General features: G+C 61.6%; 11 protein-coding genes. 8 read left to right on the top strand and 3 right to left on the bottom strand.

Annotated elements, in window-relative coordinates; genetic code table 11:
• Positions 1 to 311 precede the first annotated feature (311 nt).
• The 7 genes from MF270_RS24625 (at position 312) to MF270_RS24595 (ending at position 7,792) form a co-directional block, all read left to right on the top strand.
• Positions 312 to 2,561, top strand: a complete 2,250-nt coding sequence (locus MF270_RS24625) for a tetratricopeptide repeat protein (protein WP_238368367.1) — start codon at positions 312 to 314, stop codon at positions 2,559 to 2,561.
• Between the two features lie 304 nt (positions 2,562 to 2,865).
• The gene (gene rfbC, locus MF270_RS24620; protein ID WP_238368366.1) at positions 2,866 to 3,429 is read left to right on the top strand and encodes a dTDP-4-dehydrorhamnose 3,5-epimerase; all 564 of its coding nucleotides are present in this window, start codon (positions 2,866 to 2,868) and stop codon (positions 3,427 to 3,429) included.
• A complete protein-coding gene (gene rfbB, locus MF270_RS24615) occupies positions 3,426 to 4,466 on the top strand; it encodes a dTDP-glucose 4,6-dehydratase (RefSeq protein ID WP_238368365.1) in 1,041 nt (346 codons plus the stop codon). The genes rfbC and rfbB overlap by 4 nt, the downstream gene beginning before the upstream one ends.
• Positions 4,463 to 5,317, top strand: a complete 855-nt coding sequence (gene rfbD / locus MF270_RS24610) for a dTDP-4-dehydrorhamnose reductase (RefSeq protein ID WP_238368364.1) — start codon at positions 4,463 to 4,465, stop codon at positions 5,315 to 5,317. Before rfbB ends, rfbD begins: the two co-directional genes overlap by 4 nt.
• 3 nt (positions 5,318 to 5,320) lie before the next feature.
• Positions 5,321 to 6,148, top strand: a complete 828-nt coding sequence (locus MF270_RS24605) for a sulfotransferase family 2 domain-containing protein (RefSeq protein WP_238368363.1) — start codon at positions 5,321 to 5,323, stop codon at positions 6,146 to 6,148.
• Positions 6,145 to 7,023, top strand: a complete 879-nt coding sequence (gene rfbA / locus MF270_RS24600) for a glucose-1-phosphate thymidylyltransferase RfbA (RefSeq protein WP_238368362.1) — start codon at positions 6,145 to 6,147, stop codon at positions 7,021 to 7,023. Before MF270_RS24605 ends, rfbA begins: the two co-directional genes overlap by 4 nt.
• A 67-nt stretch (positions 7,024 to 7,090) precedes the next feature.
• Positions 7,091 to 7,792 (top strand): sulfotransferase family protein, encoded by a 702-nt coding sequence (locus tag MF270_RS24595; RefSeq protein ID WP_238368361.1) that lies wholly within the window; start codon positions 7,091 to 7,093, stop codon positions 7,790 to 7,792.
• A gap of 186 nt (positions 7,793 to 7,978) precedes the next feature.
• Here MF270_RS24595 and MF270_RS24590 read toward each other — a convergent pair whose 3' ends face one another.
• Both MF270_RS24590 and MF270_RS24585 read right to left on the bottom strand, forming a co-directional pair.
• Positions 7,979 to 8,992, bottom strand: coding sequence for a hypothetical protein (locus MF270_RS24590; protein WP_238368360.1), 1,014 nt, complete (start codon positions 8,990 to 8,992; stop codon positions 7,979 to 7,981).
• Positions 8,993 to 9,037: 45 nt separating this feature from the next.
• Complete coding sequence (locus tag MF270_RS24585; RefSeq protein ID WP_238368359.1) at positions 9,038 to 9,748, bottom strand: sulfotransferase family protein; 711 nt, start codon at positions 9,746 to 9,748, stop codon at positions 9,038 to 9,040.
• 399 nt (positions 9,749 to 10,147) lie between these two features.
• On the opposite strand from MF270_RS24585, the gene MF270_RS24580 reads away from it, so the two are divergent.
• The gene (locus MF270_RS24580; RefSeq protein ID WP_238368358.1) at positions 10,148 to 14,116 is read left to right on the top strand and encodes a glycosyltransferase; all 3,969 of its coding nucleotides are present in this window, start codon (positions 10,148 to 10,150) and stop codon (positions 14,114 to 14,116) included.
• Between the two features lie 92 nt (positions 14,117 to 14,208).
• On the opposite strand, the gene MF270_RS24575 is transcribed toward MF270_RS24580, so the two are convergent.
• Positions 14,209 to 17,292, bottom strand: a complete 3,084-nt coding sequence (locus MF270_RS24575; RefSeq protein WP_238368357.1) for a glycosyltransferase — start codon at positions 17,290 to 17,292, stop codon at positions 14,209 to 14,211.
• Positions 17,293 to 17,375 lie beyond the last annotated feature (83 nt).

The raw sequence follows: 17,375 nt of genomic DNA, 5'->3' as shown, positions 1-17,375 counted from the left end.
CCCGGACCTCTCCGAAGGTCGGCGCTCCTACACCACGCCGCGGGGCACTATCGGCAGGTGTTTTTGATCATCCTTCGGTAAGGCCTAGCCCGTGCATCATCTGGACTTCGGCCTCAGACAGCATCATCCTGACCCCGAACGGGCAAATACTCGCCAGGCGCTCGGCAGCAGGGCTCACGCACGCGGCCTTGTGTTGCTAACGATGCGAAAGAGGCAGCAATTTTGGATCGTGGCCAGATGACCAGACGAAATAGAGAGGCGGCGCAAAGCCCGCGCTACTCACCGCACCCTGGGAAGCGGTGGGTCTGACAATGGACAGCGCGCCCCAGAAAGCAGCCGAGTTGCAGATCCAAGAACTTCTCGACCTGGCGGGCCGCGGCGACCCGGCAGGTGTTCTCGAGGCTGCGGCTGCAATCCCGAATGACCTGCTGGGAGAGGAGGCCCTGCTCGCCATCGCGACAGCCCATGTGGCGCTGGGTCAGACCGCAAAGAGCCGAACCTACCTGGAGGCCGCGGTCGATCGTGCCGAGACGCCTTGGAAGAAGGCGGGCATCATTCAGCAGGCGCAAGAGTTGGTTTCTCCACAGTATGCATTGTACCTGGTTCAGCAGCAGCTAAAGACACTGGTCGACAGCCCTCGCCTGAGAATGGTGCGGAGCCGCATCTTGTTTTCCATGGGGCGCGCTGACGAAGCCGAAGCCTTCTTGGAAGAGGCAATCACCCCTTTGACTGAAGTCGTTCTGCAACTGGCACAGATGAAGGTGACCAGAGGCGCGGCGCGCGACGCTCTGGACCTTCTGAACAGCTATGCCGTGCCGGACGTGCATCGCGCATGGCACAGTGTTCTGGGCGCCCGGGCCAGCGGCGCTTTGGGTGAGTTCAAGGCGATGCTGTCGTTTGCCAAGGCCGGTCTCCTTGCCAAGCCCGATCATCTCCATCTGCAAACGCTCAAGTGGCAAGCCATGATGGCCTTGGAACTGCGGGAGGAGATTGTCCTTGAGTGCAAGTCGATCGTGACGACACCGGGATCTCAGCTTGGCCTGCTACTGCTTGCCGCGCACAATCTCAATCTTTGTGGCGAGCTCGACGCCTGTGACGAAGCGATGCGAGCCTGCCGTCAATTGGCGCCCGACAATGCAGGTGTCCTTCTCCAACAGGCCAGAATTCACATGCAGCGAAAGGAGGGTACCGCGGCCGTCGCGCTCCTGTCTTCCATCGCCCCGTCCTCGCGCACATCTGAGCAGACGAGCCTCCTTGCCCTGGGGCAACGGCGGCTAGGTGATTTGACTGCGGCCATAGAAACCCTGGAAAATTACCTTGGTGCTAACCCCGGCGATGTCCCGATCATCCTTCAGCTTGCGAACGACCATCTACAGATGGGAGATCTCGAGAAAGCTCAGTGGCTCCTTGCTTCCATTCCGGATGACGGAACGAGAAACGACATCCAGAAAGGCCGGGTTCAAAGTGAAATCGCGTTCGAGAAGGGTGACTTCGCGGATGCCGTCAAGAGCCTGAAAGAGCTGGCCGAACGAGACCCGTCCAATCTGCTCGTTTGGGAACTGCGCGCGAGAATCGAAACGCTTCTTGGGCAACTGGAAGACGCGGCCCGCAGCATGGCGCACCGCAACAGACTGAGAAAATTGAGAGATGCCAGCGGCCTGGTCAGCGACAAGATCCTGACGTCCTTGCCTGGACAGATCTTGAACGAGTACCGACTTTTCTGCAGCCCGGAAGATCTGGCCCATTGCGCAGCGACGTCCGACCAAAACTCGGCACTCTTGCACTTCCTGTCCAAGCTCGATCAGGAGCCGACGAATACGCCGGCGGCGATCAGCGCGATGGCCGCCTTGAATCGGCTCGGGCGCATCGGAGCGACGTCGCGCAATGTTCGCCGTGATCCTGAACGTCCCACCATACCGCCACAGGTCTTCCAGTTCTGGGATACAACCGACCTGCCGCAGGATGTGGCGGATCTGGTCATGTGGAACCGGAGCCTGAATCCGGGGTATGACTTTGACCTTTTTGACGACGTCCGGGCGGTCCGGTACTTGCGAGACAAAGGGGAAGACGCAGCCCTTCGAGGCTTTCGGCTGGCCCCGCATCCAGCGGGAAGGTCCGACATTCTGCGCCTGGCACTGCTTTGGCACGAAGGTGGTATCTACTTGGATGCGGACGACAGATGTGTCGGCCGGCTGTCGGAAGTCGTGGATCCGGAGCTGAGATTTGTGGGCTACCAGGAAAACGTCATGAGCGTGGGCAACAATTTCATCGCGGTTGCGCCCAAGGACCCGATCATTCGCGCCGCGCTTGATGACGCGGCACATGCATTCCATTCAACCAGCGGCGAGAGCTTGTGGCTTGCGACCGGGCCAGGGGCATTGACTCGCGCTTTTGCCCGCATTGCCATCATGCCGGATGGGCAACTGGCCGAAGGCATTCAGATCTATCCCGCACGTCAGTTGTCGCGAACGATCTGCTTTCATACCATGTTGTCTTACAAGGCAACCAGGTCGCATTGGTCAAACGCGCCTGTTGAGGCCGCGACACACAGACACCAATAGCGCCAGACCAACAAGCCCATGTGATCTCGGTGACGAGCCTCAGGCGAACCCGGACAAAACGTTTCCTGGCAATCCACGTCTGCGCGCTCTGTCGCAATTTCGGCTGCCTTGGAAAGTCCAAGCACCCGCGTTTGAGAGTACTTCACGAGCGCCATTATGATTTGAACCGATGCGATGCGCTTACTGATCACGCGCAAAGGGTTGTGCACCCCTAAAGAGGGTGAATTGGTTCAAGGCTGCCCTTGACACTGCCAGCACGATCATCGACCCAAGAAGCCAACTCAACAGCGTATTTGAGACTTACATGCAAATTACGGAAACCATTCTCCCCGGCGTCTATCTCCTGGAACCGCGCCGGTTCGGAGATGCGCGTGGATGGTTCAGCGAAAGCTGGAACGTCAAGACCCTGAGGTCGGCTGGTCTCGACCTGCCCGAGTTCGTGCAGGACAACCATTCGCTCAGCGTCGATGTCGGCACGGTGCGCGGGCTGCACTACCAGTCGCCGCCCCATGCGCAGGGCAAGCTGGTGCGTTGCGGCCGGGGGCGGCTGCTGGATGTCGCGGTCGATGCGCGCAAGGGCTCGCCGACCTACGGCAACTGGGTGGCCGAAGAGCTGAGCGCCGAGAATGGCCGTCAGCTGTGGATTCCCGCCGGTTTCCTTCATGGCTTTGTTACGCGCGAGCCCGATACCGAGATCGTGTACAAGTGCACCGATCACTACGCGCCCGAATGCGACGGGGCCGTGCATTTCGCCTCTCTCGGGATCGACTGGGGCGTGGATAAAGGCAAGGCGTTGCTGTCGGACAAGGATGCCAAGGCGCCCGCTTTCGCAGACTGGGTGTCGCCCTTCACCTGGGAGGAAGCATGAAGATCCTCGTCACCGGCGGCGCCGGGTTCATCGGCTCGGCCGTGGTGCGGCAGGCCGTGGCCGGGGGCTACGATGTGGTCAACCTCGACGTGCTGACCTATGCCGCCTGCCTCGAGAATGTCGCCGGCGTGGCGGACAGCCCGCTTTATGCCTTCGAGCAGGTCGATATCTGCGACGGGCCCAAGCTGGCGCGGGTCTTCGCCCAGCACAAGCCCGACGCGGTCATGCACCTGGCGGCCGAAAGCCATGTGGACCGGTCCATCGACGGGCCCGGCGCCTTCATCAAGACCAATGTCGAAGGCACCTACACCCTGCTCGAAGCCGCCCGGACGTATTGGCAGGACGCAGGCAAGCCGGACAGCTTCCGCTTTCACCATATCTCGACCGACGAGGTTTTCGGCTCGCTCGGACCGACCGGGCAGTTCACCGAGACCACGCCCTACGATCCGCGCAGTCCCTATTCCGCCTCCAAGGCCGCCAGCGACCATCTCGTTCGGGCCTGGCACGAGACCTACGGGCTGCCGGTGGTGCTGACGAATTGCTCGAACAATTACGGCCCGTATCACTTCCCCGAAAAGCTGATCCCGGTGGTGATCCTGAACGCGCTGCATGGCCGGCCGCTGCCGATCTATGGCGACGGGTCGAACGTGCGCGACTGGCTCTATGTCGAGGATCATGCCGACGCGCTGCTGACGGTGATCGAAAAGGGCGAGCTGGGCCGCAGCTACAACATCGGCGGCGAGAACGAACGGACCAACCTGCAGCTGGTGCAGACGATCTGCGAGATCCTCGACCGGCTGAAACCGGGCGAGACCCCCTATTCCGACCTGATCACCTTCGTCACGGACCGCCCCGGCCATGACGCGCGCTATGCCATCGACCCGAGCCGCATCCGGGCCGAGCTGGGATGGCGGCCGAGCGTCACGGTCGAGCAGGGGCTGGAAAAGACCGTCGCCTGGTATCTCGCGAACGAGGCCTGGTGGCGCCCGTTGCTTGAGCGCACGGGCGTGGGTCAGCGGCTGGGGACGAAGGCATGAGTATTCTCGTCTTCGGCAAGACCGGCCAGGTGGCCACGGAATTGCAGGCCCTGGCGCCGGACGCCGTGTTCCTGGGCCGCGAGGCAGCCGACCTGACCGACCCCGCGGCCTGCGCGGCGGCGATCGAGGCGGCATCGCCCACCGCCGTCATCAACGCGGCCGCCTGGACGGCCGTCGACAAGGCCGAATCCGAGGAAGAGACCGCCGCGCTGGTCAACGGCGCCGCCCCCGGCGCGATGGCCGAGGCTTGCGCTCGGCTGGGCATCCCGTTTGTCCATATCTCGACCGATTACGTGTTCGAGGGCGGCGGCACGGACCCCTGGACGCCCACCGACCCCACCGGCCCGCTGGGCGCCTACGGCCGCACGAAACTGGCGGGCGAAGAGGCGGTGCGCGGGGCAGTGGGCACCCATGCGATCCTGCGGACCTCCTGGGTCTTCTCGGCCCATGGCGCGAATTTCGTGAAGACCATGCTGCGGCTGAGCGAGACTCGCGATGCCCTGTCCATCGTCGATGACCAGATCGGCGGGCCGACCCCGGCCGATGCCATCGCCGCTGCCTGCCTCGAGATTGCCCGGCAGCTGCTGGAGGACCCGTCCAAGAGCGGCACCTACCATTTCGGCGGCACGCCCGAGGTCAGCTGGAAGGACTTCGCCAGCGAGATCTTTGCCAAGGCGGGCCGCACCGTCGCCGTCTCGGGCATCGCGACCAAGGATTACCCGACGCCCGCGACCCGCCCGCTGAACTCGCAGATGGATTGCAGTGCGACCGAGGCGGTCTTTGGGATCCCCCGGCCGGATTGGCGCGAGGGGCTCGACCGTGCGATGACCGCGCTCGGGGCCAAGGCGTAACCCATGGCCGACCGCCTGCTGAGATACGCGCGCCAAAGCCTCAAGCCACTGGGCCAGAACGCGGCCCATGGCTTTGCGGCGCGTCATGCGCTTTGCGTCTATCCTTCGGGGGCGGTCTATTCCTTCATCCCCAAGAACGCCTGTTCGACCATGCGCGTGAGCCTCGCCATGGCCAATCGCTGCATCGACAGCCTCGAGGACTGGACCTGGATCCACAACAACAACCAGACCTTCTGCGCCTCGCTGCGCGAGCTGGTGACGGCGCCGTTCACCTTCACGATCCTGCGCTGCCCGCATGCCCGGCTGGCCTCGGTGTTTCTGGACAAGCTGGTGGGGCGCCGGCCCGAATTCTGGATGCTGCATGGGGTGACGCGCGACGGGATCGACCCGGACATGTTCACCTTTCGGGAGTTCGTGGGACTGCTGGAAAAGAAAGGGATCCTCAAGTTCGATCTGCATTGGCGCCCCCAGGTCGATTTCCTCGTCTACGAGGACTACGATCTCTGGGTGCCGCTTGAACAGTTCGGCGGATCCATCAAGGACATCGAGGCCGGCGCCGGGATGACCATTCAGGACGCCCGCAAGCTGACCAACCACGGCACCGACGGGCTGAGCCCGGTCGAAGGGGATTTCTCTGACACGCCGCTGTACCAGCTGGCCGAGATGCGGCGCGCCGGCCAGGTGCCGACACACGCCAGCCTGTACGACACCACGCTGGCCGACCAGGTCGGCCGCATTTATGACCGCGACGGCCAGCTTTACCGCGAGCTGTTCGGCCCGAGCGACCTGCTTTTCCCGGAAACATTCAAGACATCGGACGACATCACATGACACAGCGCAAGGGCATCATCCTCGCCGGCGGCTCTGGCACCCGGCTCTACCCGATCACCATCGGCGTTTCGAAGCAGCTGATGCCGATCTACGACAAGCCGATGATCTACTACCCGCTGAGCGTGTTGATGCTGGCCGGCATCCGCGAGATCGCGATCATCACCACGCCCCACGACCAGGACCAGTTCAAGCGCGTTCTGGGGGACGGGTCTCAATGGGGCATCAGCCTGACCTATATCGTCCAGCCCTCGCCGGACGGTCTGGCGCAGGCCTTTATCCTGGCCGAGGATTTCCTGGCCGGCGGGCCGTCGGTTCTGGTTCTTGGCGACAACATCTTCTTTGGCCACGGGCTGCCCGAGCTGCTGAAGGACGCGGATAAGCGCGAAACCGGTGGCACGGTCTTCGGCTACCGCGTCTCGGACCCCGAGCGCTACGGCGTCGTCGCCATGACGCCCGAAGGCCGGGTCACCGAGATCGTCGAAAAACCCGCCGTGCCGCCGTCGAACTTCGCGGTGACGGGGCTCTATTTCGTCGATGGAACGGCCTCCGAGCGGGCCCGGGCAATCAAGCCGTCCCCGCGCGGCGAGGTCGAGATCGTGGACCTGCTGCAAAGCTACCTCGACGAAGGCGCACTGGACGTCAAACGCATGGGCCGCGGCTATGCCTGGCTGGATACGGGAACGCATGGCAGCCTGCTGGACGCGGGCAACTTCGTGCGGACGCTGCAAAAGCGGCAGGGGCTGCAGACCGGCTGTCCCGAAGAGATTGCGTTTGAAGCCGGGTGGATTTCGTCCGAGAAACTCGAAGAGGTCGTGAAGCCGCTGGCCAAGAACGACTATGGCAAGTACCTTCAGGGTTTGCTGCGCAGCAAGTGACAGCCGCCCGTCGCCGCCACCGGGCGCAGATCCCTGCGGACTGAACGGAATCGGTTGAGACGGACACATGCTGTACCACGAAGACGCGCTTTTCATCCATGTGCCGAAGACGGCCGGCATGTCGGTCGTCCGGTTCCTGGTCAACGCTCTGGATGGCCCGGTGACGGTCTTCGCGCCGGCCCGGGCGAAAGAGCACACCTTTTCCCTGCCGGCGACGGATGAGGCGCGCACCAAGATGCGGTTCGTGGCCGGGCGTCGCCATGGGACCTGCGACGCCGCGATGAAAGAGATCGAGGCAGCGGGGCTCGCGCCGCCGGCCTGCGCATTCGCCATAGCGCGCGATCCGGTGTCGCTGATGGTGTCCTACTACAAGCACATGCAGAAACCTGCAGTCTGGAAGTGGCGTGGCCAATCCGAAAGCAAGTTGTCTGGCGCGCCGAGGCTGGCAGTCGAGGGCACGTTCGATGAGTTCGTGCGCGGCGCCGACTTCTACAACATGACCGACGACGAGATCGCCGATTATTACCGGCCGCATGGGTTCGCGCGGCTGGATATCGTCGCGCTGGACCATCTGAACAACTACCTGCAGCACAGGTTCGGACATCACGCGGCCTTCGACCTGTCGAAGATGGAACATCGGAACACCTCTCGGCACATCAAGGAAAAGGTCATCGTCAGCGACGAGACGCGCGCCTTTCTCGCCGAAAAGTATCCGCGCCTTACTGCGACTTACGCCGAGGCCTTGGAGCGCGGCTGGCAGAAGTTCTGACTACAACCTTGAGGTTCTCTAGTTAGAGCTCGGGCCGGAGGGTCGCAGGACCAGGCAGACTTATCCCGATCTGAACAGTGCTCGCGCTGCTGTTGCCGCCGGACTGCTGGCAATCGAACCCGGCTGGCACTGAAACAGGCGGCAGGTCATGCTGCGCTTGCGGGCTTGGCGGCGAGACGAGATGCGCTACGAAGCAGATGTGGTCTTTTTCTGGTTCAGATCCAGGATGTAGCCAATCAGCTGCGACAGGTTCTCCGACCCGGTCACGTCGAGTCGGTCCATATTCGACGGCTTGTCGTACTTCGCCCACTCAGGATCGAGGTCACCAGACTCCAAGCCGGCAAAGCTCTCGATCAGCGCGGCATTGGCGTCGTCGAACTGTGCCTGGAACGCGCGCGCCAGCTCCGGCCCGGGCTGGAGGCGCTGGAAGCAGGGGGTGTCCAGAAGCGCCTTGCGCGTGGGGCCGGGCAGGGCGTCCGGGGTGTCGCGCAACAGGTTGAGCGTGGCGATGACGCGGATGTCCAGCGCCTCGTTCTCGCGCAGGGGCGCGGTGAAACCGGGGGCGCCCGACAGGCCCAACCGCCCCTTGATCACGTCGATGCAGTCAGGGAACCGCTTGAAGGGGACGAGGGTCACCGCTTCCTTGCCGTAAGCGGTCGACCAGAACGCGGCGAGCCGGGTGAAGTCGAAGTAGTGGCGCAGCTGCGCGGCGCTCTCGAAATAGGCGCGGTCGATGCGGAAACCCGCGCGGGCGGCGGTCGAGCAGCGCGAGACGGCCATGTCAACCTGCGGGCGCACGCTGCACAGGATCTCGATCTCGTCGAAGATCGGCCCGACGATCTCGGCCGAGCGGTCCACCTCTGCCTGCGTGTTCAGCTGCGAATGGCAATGCTCGTTCGACAGGACAAAGGTATGGCAACCGGCCGCCTCTGCCTGGGCCTTTTCGGCGGCCAATTCACGAGTGACCTGGTCCCGGAACGCATTGCGGGACGTGACATCGCCTAGGCCCAGCCGCCGGAACGCGGGGTGATCCCGGGTCGGGCCGAGGCTGGCCTGGTAGATCTTCAGATGGTTCCGATGTCCAAGCGCCTTGCTGTAGAAAACGCCTTGCGCTTTCAACGCCTTGCGGTTCGCGGCGCACCAGTTCTGCAGGCTGGTCGTGCCGGTCTTTTCGGCACCGATGTGAAACAGCAGCTTCATCGGCGATCCATCACGGGGCCCGGGCCGCAGCAGCTGCGCCGCACGTCAGGACGGCACGGCGATGAGGGGACGGGCTTCGGCGACCAATTCCAGGTCGTCGGCATTGGCCGCGCGCACCAAGGTTTCGAACTCGGCGCTCCAATCGGTGCCCGACTTGCCGGAGACGTTCTTCCTGACCCGGCTGGCCCGGAACCAGGGCGCAATCTCGGCCATGCGTTGGTTCAGCGCCTCGAGGGACTCGCCGAAATTCTCGACCAGGCCGAGCACGCCCTTTTCATGCAGCATCGACATCGCGCGACGGGCGCGGTCCAGTTCGCTGTCCGGGCCGGGTAGGAAGGCGGCGAGCCGGTTGGTCTGGAAGTTCCGGCATTGCCGGTCGCCCTTACGGTCAAGACGCGCCCGTACGTAGCCCTCGAGATCGTTCTCACGGGCGAGTTGGGTGCCAAGCGTGTCGACCGCCTGCTTGCGTTCGAAATTGTAGGCCGAGATGATACGGGCAATCGGGTCGCGCAGGAACAGGACGGGAATGACCCGGACGCCTGGGATCTCGGGCAAGGGCCCGATCGCCGTGTGCGATGAGAAGACCACGGCATCAGGCGTGCTTTGGATCCATTGCGCGACCAGGTCGGAATTGTCCCCTCCGTTGGCCAGAAACTCGGCCGTGACCCAGGCATCCGCAAAGTGATCCTTGAAGATGCTGTCGATCGACGTGCCTGCATTCTTGAACAGGTGGTAGTGTAAAACGATCGTGCGCAAGTCAGCCCGCTCTTGGTCGTGAAGAGGTTAGGTAATGCTGGTAGCAAGTCTCCTTAATGGTCTCCAGAAGAAAGTGCAATTCTCCTTATGGTAGATCGATCTTAAGTTGCTGAAACATAATAACAAAGCGCCTTTTCAGCAACCGCTGGATGAGTAAGATTCCGCCTGCGGTGAGCCGCGACTCCCGTGGCATGAACCTTTGGGCACCCAAGTCTGCGCCGGATGCGTCCAATATTCCGGCGGCGCGGCAGGTTCGGCGCGATGATTTCCGGCACCGCGTCGAGGCAGGCTTGTGCCCGGTCACGAAGCCATTAAGGTGCAGGCTGCTATCGGTGGTGGTTCGCGTTTCAACCGCCGTTTCGCATCGAAGATCGACAAGTCAGGACGCCGCCCGGCCCCATGCCTTCCAAGCCAATCCACGCAGTGATCATCAGTTGGGATGGCTTCCAGACGCAGGCGCGGGCCATGGCCGAGGGCCTGCACGGTGCGGTCGACAAGCTCTCGGTCATCTACTCGAACGCGCAGGACCGCGAAGAGACGGGCCCCGGGTCCTGGCATAAGGTGCCGCAAAGCTGGTTCTTCGGGCGCAAGTTCCAGGTCTCTCTGACCCTGAACCCGCATGACGCGGTGATGCTGCAGATCAATGCCGATGCCCAGTTCGACGACTGGCCGGCCGTGGTCCGGCAACTGCGCAATGCGGTGGACGAGGTGCCTGACCTCGGGATCTGGGCGCCAGACCTCGACTGGACGCCCTGGCTGACTTCGGTCGTGCAGAAGGACACCCAACGCCCGGACGGCTTGATCGACGTGGTGCAGACCGATGGCGTCTGCTGGGCGCTGACCCCGGCCGTGCTGTCCTGGCTGCAAAAGCTGGACTACAGCTCGAACAACATCGGCTGGGGCATCGACTGGGCATCGAGCGCCCATTGCCATGCGGCCGGTCTTGCCGTTGTGCGTGACCCCTCGCTGCTGATCCGTCACCCCGAGGGCCGGGGCTATGACGGAGAGGAAGCCGACCGCCAATCGCTCGTCTTTCTCGCCCAGCTCGACGCGCAGATGCGAAGCTGGATCTCCCAGACGCGCCAGGGTGCAGAGGCGCGACATCTTGCCCTTTGGGACGCCCACAAGGCACCTTTGTCGATGCCATTGCCCGCAGAAGGCCCTAAGGTCGCCAAGCAGGCGCCGGTCCCGGCGCATCACAGACACCGAACCGGAGTACTAGAGGTGAAGGAAATAATCGAGCCGCCCCATCTGTGCGAGATCGCCTTGATGGATGGCCAGGTCTTCGTTGCCGCCAATGGAAACCTGGAGGGGCGCGACATCTGCATCGATGCGGATGGCGAGGTCTTCACGCTCGAGAAAGTCGATATGGCCAAGGCCGGCCTGCTGCCGCCGGTCACCTTCCCGATCCATCCGGACCCCGAGGGCTGGCCCACCCAGCAGGACGGGTTCGGCGAATGGCAGGTTGCCCATTGGACGACCTACCGGGTCATCGGCGAACGGGTCGAGGGCGTCGCGCGCATCCCGTTGAAGGGCAAGATCGAGATCTTGGCCACGGGCGAGCCCCTGCGGTTCGACGCCAAGCTCTCGGCCCACCGTGGGCGCGGGCGGCTGGTTCTCGAGGTGACCGAGGCCGATGGCAAGCACGCGACCGAGGTCAAGCTGCCCTTTGATCCGCGCTTTCCCGGTGGCAACCGGCCGGACCAGTTCCATCGCGCCAGCGTGCAGTTCACGCCGCGCAAGGGGCCCATCAGCGTGTCGCTGATCCTGGAATACGAGGCGCCCCCGCACGAAAACGACAATTCCGCCGCCTTCTTCATCGCCGAACCGCAACTGGCAGTCGCCAACGAGAAAAGCGCGCAGCTGAACCCGGCCGTGCGGGTCATCGCGCCGACCCAGACCCCGGTCTGGCACCGCTGCGCGCTGCCGGCCTCGCGCCGCGGCGCCAAATCGGTGGTTGCGCTGGTGTCCGAGGGCACGCGGTACGAGCTGTCGGGCGCGTCGAACGTGCATCTGAGCCTCAGCGCCGACTGGGGCCACCTGCTGGAATTCCAAAGCAACATGGCCTTCCGGGGCGTCGTCTATATCGATGACGAGGTCGCCTTCCCCTACGATTTCCAGTCCGGGCACAACGGGTTCCGCATCCCGTCGCGCTTTCTCAACGGCCGGCACCGCAAGATCGAGGTGCGCGACGAGATGGGGTTCCAGACCTATTGGTCCAGCTGGTTCCTCGCCCCGCGCCAGCTGACCCCGTTCGACCACCTGCAGCGCGAAAGCCGCAGCCCCTATCCGGCCGAGATCTTTGCCCAGAGCCCCGCACGCTTCACCAGCCTGCGCGCCCATGCCAAGGCGGGGGTGACCCCAGAGGTGTCGCAGCAACTCTCCATCGCGCTCGACGCGCTCGAGGCGGGCTATGACGGGCTCAAGATCAAGCCACTCGCCTTCCCCGAGGTCGAGGCGCCCGACGTGTCGGTCGTCATCCCGGCCCATAACAAGGTCAAGGTGACCTACGCCTGCATGTGCGCGCTGCTGCTGGCGCACAACAAGGCCACGTTCGAGGTGATCCTGGTCGACGACGGCTCGACCGACGAGACGGCAAAGTGCGAAGAGATCGTGTCGGGCATCACGGTCATCCACAACACGGATGCGCAACGCTTCATCCGCGCCTGCAACACTGGCGCCGCGCAGGCGCGGGGCAAGTACGTCGTCCTGCTGAACAACGACACCGAGCCGACCTCGGGCTGGCTGGACGAGATGATCGACGCCTTCGGCCGTTTCGACAAGGTAGGGCTGGTCGGGTCCAAGCTGCTGTACCCCGACGGGCGGCTGCAAGAGGCCGGCGGCATCATCTGGGGCACCGGCGATCCCTGGAACTACGGTCGGTTGGAAAACCCGGCCGATCCGCGCTTCAGCTATGCCCGCCAGGCCGATTACCTGTCGGGCGCCGCGATGATGACCACCAAGGAGATCTGGGACGAGGTCGGCGGGCTCAGCAGCTACCTCGAGCCGATGTATTTCGAGGACACGGATTTCGCCTTCAAGATCCGCGATCATGGCTACACCACCTGGTTCGTGCCCTCCTCGGTGGTCTACCACTACGAAGGCGTGACGAGCGGCACCGACACGTCTTCGGGCTTCAAGCGGTTCCAGGAAGTCAACCGGCCGAAGTTCAAGCGCCAGTGGGGACAGGCCTACCGCAACTTCAGCGAGGTCGGCCACAAGCCGGACCTAGAGAAGGACCGCGGCATCGTCGGCCGGGTCCTCTTCATCGACTACACCACCCCGACACCCGACCGCGACGCCGGCAGCTACGCCGCGCTGCAGGAAATCAAGCTGGTACAGTCGCTCGGGTACAAGGTGACCTTCCTGCCCGAGAACCTGGCCTACATGGGCGACTACACCCATGCGCTGGAGAAGCAGGGCGTCGAGATGATCGTGGCGCCGTACCACATGCATCCCCATGCGTACCTCGATGAGCACGCGCGAGATTTCGATTGCTTTTACATTACGCGCTATCACGTCGTGAACAATATGGTTGGCAAGATCCGCGAACTGGTTCCCGACGCGAAGATCATCATGAATGGAGCCGATTTCCATTACCTGCGCCTGCTGCGAAAAGGTATAACAGAGAACAGCGAAAAGGGCATCGAGGAAGCCACGGGCGTTCGTGAGGAAGAACTCGCCGCCATGCACAGCGTCGACGTTGTCTTGTCCTACAATGACACGGAAATGGCGATTATCGAGGCCATGTCCGAAGGCAGGGTGAGTGTCCTCAGATGTCCGTGGGTTCTGGACATTCCTGGAATCCCGAAAGATCGTTCCGGGCGAGAGGGCATTTCCTTTCTCGGCAGCTTCCAGCACCACCCGAACATTGAAGGGCTCGAATGGCTCGCCAAGAACGTGATGAGCGTACTTGCGGAGAAGAGACCCGATATCGTGCTCTCCATCTATGGATCTCGCATGGACGAACGGGTCCGAAAACTGGCCTCACCGGTGATAAATCCTGTCGGGTTCGTCGAAGATGTGGCGGATGCCTACGACCCGCACCGGGTCTTTGTCGCTCCGTTGCTCGCGGGCGCTGGTATCAAGGGCAAGGTTCTCAGTGCCTTGGCTGCCGGCATACCAACAGTGCTGAGTCCTGTTGCCGCCGAGGGTATCGGTCTGCGGGACGAAGAAGACTGCCTCATTGCTGAGAAGCCTTCGGATTGGGTGGAAAAGATCACGCGCCTGCACGATGATGAAGCGCTATGGATCAAGATCCAGGAAAACGGCCTGAAAGTCGCCAAGCAGAGATTCAACTTTTCCCGAGCCCGCGAGCAGATGCGTGACGTGTTCGAGGCTGCAGAGATTTTCAAGTCCCTGCGGTAGCCCAAAAGCAAAAGGCCAAATGGCATTCGCGGGCACCTTCTATCTCTTGCACTAATGGCGGCGAACCGAAAGCGCATACGCTGCCACGACAGTCACTCGTTTTCTTGCCAGCCAAGGTCTTGCTGCATGAGAAAAGTCTGGCTGGATCCGGTGACCGAAAGCCCCGCCAGCACGGCAGAACCTTGACGCACATCGTCAGCGTGCAAAGGCGCCTCGTAGTCGAAGGTGAGATTGATCCTCTGAACGCCGGCTTTGAAAGCCACAGGCATTTGAAGAGTGTTGACCTCGCCTGCGATCAAACCAAAGCGTCCAAGCCTCTTTCCCTCGTGGACAACCGTCAGAAACTGTCCTGACATGTCGTCACGAACATAGATGTCGACCCCAAAGGTCACAGCATTGAATGGCAGGAATACGTTCCAGCGGGACTCCCGGCGAAGCCATCCGTCCGCAAAATACCCATCCGGCCGATCCAATGTTCGGGGGTTTGACAAATCGACGACCGGCTTGGGTCCCATGTCCCGCAGCGGGTTGAATTCGAAGCCAAATCGCGCAGGCGGCTGGGATTTCGCGCTCATAATGCCCGAGATGATCTCCCTGACGCCTGCATCGGCCGGCAACACAATTCCATGGTCGAGTTGCTTAAGCCTCTCGGGTGCGGCTCCTACATCCAGAACGACGGGCGTAAGGCCAGCCGCCAGGGCCTCGGTCAGAGTATAGGAATAGGTTTCAGGCCAGGGACTCAGGAACAAAGCCACATCACATCTCGCCTCCGCGATCACCTGCGCGGCTTGCTCGCTTGAATAAGGCCCAGTCATTGAAATATTCTCGTAGCGCGCGATGAGTGCGTCTTCCGAAGAGAACCCTACGAGCACGAACTCGAGATTCTTGGCCCACCTTTCAGCGTGGCGCAGTAAATCCAGCAGGCTAGAAAACCCCTTGTGGGGCCCGATGGCGCCTATGATGGCCACCCGAACCGTCGCGGCATCCGGCTCTGCGGGCGACAAAGCGACCGAACGTATCACACGTTCATGAGGCCAAACCGAAAATGAGACATCCGGAAGCACCCGAGCATAGAGATCCTTGGTGGCTGCGGACGGCGCAAAGATCTTCGCCGCCCCAAGAAGAAAGCCGGCCCACCAGCCTCTCCACATCTCTATGTCATATGCAATGGAGTCATAACTCGGCTCGATGTTCGGATGCTTTCCATCACGGGCCAGACACCTGTTGCAATCCAAGGTGTCAGGAATTCCGCAATAGGTCGCCGCGTCGTCCAGCAGGGTTATCCTTGGGCAAATAAAGAAGTAATCATGCAAGATCACCTGATAGGGTATCCCGCAACGCTGGATCATTTCCGAGGTCTTCTTGGACAGATCCAGAAGGTGGTGGACGGTGATCCATTCCACCTTCAATTCCATCGCGTCGGCAATAACGCCGGCTAATCCCTTCTCCGAAAAAGGATAGGTCAGCCGCCCGCCATCTTCCGAGTGTGATTGAAGCTGATAGACTTCACCCGCCATCGTCCTTTGCCTGGATAGGATCAAGGGCAACACCCCTTCCGCATCAAGCGCGGCAGCCTCATTCTTGACGTGCTTCTCCACACCGCCGCCAACCGACAGGCTGACCAGCACCGCGATACGCTTGTTGCGCCAGAACTCTTTTTGCACGTTGTTCCGGTAGACCGACAAAGGATCGCGTCTGATGAAGTCCATGACCCGGTCGTGGTAGTCCGGGTAACGCCTTTCCAGAACCTTCAAGTTGCTCTTGACGAGATCCGACATGGCCCCGCCAAAGGAGATCGATCCGAGGTGTTGAACGAAGACATCGCATGCTGCAACGTTCCGCCAGCCTCTCGCGGCAGCACGAAGTGAAAAGTCGTTCTCTTCGCCATAGCCTCGGCCAAATGCGTCAGCGTCGAACAGGCCCACGTCCATTATGGCGTCGCGCTTGATGAACATGCAAAAGCCATGGGCGGAGGGCAAGTCGACTATCTCACTGGCATTCACCTTGCGCATGATCGCGTCTAGATCTTGCAGGGAGCTTCCGTAAGGAACCGATGTCGTTCCAGAAATATCTGGCAGACTACAAATCGTCGCATTGTTGGACAATGCCGTAACCGTTCCAATCCGTTCATCGGTGTAGGCCGCGTGATACAGACGATCCAACCATCCGTGAGGCACGACTGTGTCCGAGTTCAGCAAGACCACGTCGTTGTCTTGAGAAAAGGACATGCCTACGTTCACCGACCGGACGAACCCCAGGTTTTCGGGATTATCGACGAACTCCAATTCTCCGGCCTCTGCGAGTTCAAGAATATCATTCTTGAGCAACGGATCAGGCCCATCGTCATAAACGATGACAACTCTGTACTTTATTTGTCCGCGGCCAGTGATGGCGCTCTTTATGCAGTCGAGCGTTTCTTTGCGCCCTTTGTATACCGGAATGATCACGTCAATTTCGGGCGCTCGTTGCAGGCGAGAGCGTTTGGCTATCGACGTCCTGTGCCAGGGCAAGTCTATGGAAACACTTCCGTCTCCCCGTCTGATACCTTCAACCAGAGCAGGCCGAATTATTCGATCGACGAGAGAGCGGTCACCGGCTTCCACATCGGTCTCAATCGCCTCGACGTAGCCATAGGTATCCAAACCGATCAGGAATTTTCCGAACGGACTGAAATCTGTATTCTTGATCTTGATGTCGACGATACGCGTCTTGCCCAAGGTGTTGAAGCCGGAGGTTTCAATTTGAAATCCGTTCAGATACTCGCCCCCACTCGCGTCATCGTGGTTCAGATCCGCTGAAACATAGGCGACGACAACGCCATCGGCCTCGACTGCAAGCTGAACAGGGTATGTCGGATCGGACACGTCAAAGATCCATCCCGACAGGTTTGGCCCGTCATCATCCAACTGGTACCTGTAATCCGAGCGCAGCGTAGCCTCGAAGCACAGGTCTGTGCCGCCTTGCCGCGCCAGAACTTGGACCTCGTGGACAACGCCATCCCGCACGAAGTCAGGCAAGTTCATCACGATCCTTTCGTCATCACGGCTTTGCTCGCAATGGACCTTGGCTCCATCGATCAGAACGCCACTGATAGTAAAGCCTTCATCAGCGCCGACGAACGTGACGCAGTTAGGTCGAAAGCTTGCCGATACCAATGCGCTGTCATCGGGGTCCATGGCTACCACCGGACACCGAACCGGTCATGCAACGGCCTGGACCCAGGAAACACCAAATCGAAACCTGACTTCTGGCGGGTCAC

The organism is Mesobacterium pallidum (genome assembly GCF_019966535.1).
Classification (GTDB): domain Bacteria; phylum Pseudomonadota; class Alphaproteobacteria; order Rhodobacterales; family Rhodobacteraceae; genus Mesobacterium; species Mesobacterium pallidum.
Note: the sequence above shows the minus strand (reverse complement) of the source record. Positions and strands in the feature narration are given on the sequence as shown.

Bases quoted from the DNA above. Each gene is read 5' to 3' on its own strand.
- rfbD (WP_238368364.1), top strand. From the start codon at position 4,463: ATGAGTATTCTCGTCTTCGGCAAGACCGGCCAGGTGGCCACGGAATTG.
- rfbC (WP_238368366.1), top strand. From the start codon at position 2,866: ATGCAAATTACGGAAACCATTCTCCCCGGCGTCTATCTCCTGGAACCG.
- MF270_RS24595 (WP_238368361.1), top strand. From the start codon at position 7,091: ATGCTGTACCACGAAGACGCGCTTTTCATCCATGTGCCGAAGACGGCC.
- MF270_RS24575 (WP_238368357.1), bottom strand. From the start codon at position 17,292: ATGGACCCCGATGACAGCGCATTGGTATCGGCAAGCTTTCGACCTAAC.
- MF270_RS24580 (WP_238368358.1), top strand. From the start codon at position 10,148: ATGCCTTCCAAGCCAATCCACGCAGTGATCATCAGTTGGGATGGCTTC.
- rfbB (WP_238368365.1), top strand. From the start codon at position 3,426: ATGAAGATCCTCGTCACCGGCGGCGCCGGGTTCATCGGCTCGGCCGTG.
- rfbA (WP_238368362.1), top strand. From the start codon at position 6,145: ATGACACAGCGCAAGGGCATCATCCTCGCCGGCGGCTCTGGCACCCGG.
- MF270_RS24605 (WP_238368363.1), top strand. From the start codon at position 5,321: ATGGCCGACCGCCTGCTGAGATACGCGCGCCAAAGCCTCAAGCCACTG.
- MF270_RS24590 (WP_238368360.1), bottom strand. From the start codon at position 8,992: ATGAAGCTGCTGTTTCACATCGGTGCCGAAAAGACCGGCACGACCAGC.
- MF270_RS24625 (WP_238368367.1), top strand. From the start codon at position 312: ATGGACAGCGCGCCCCAGAAAGCAGCCGAGTTGCAGATCCAAGAACTT.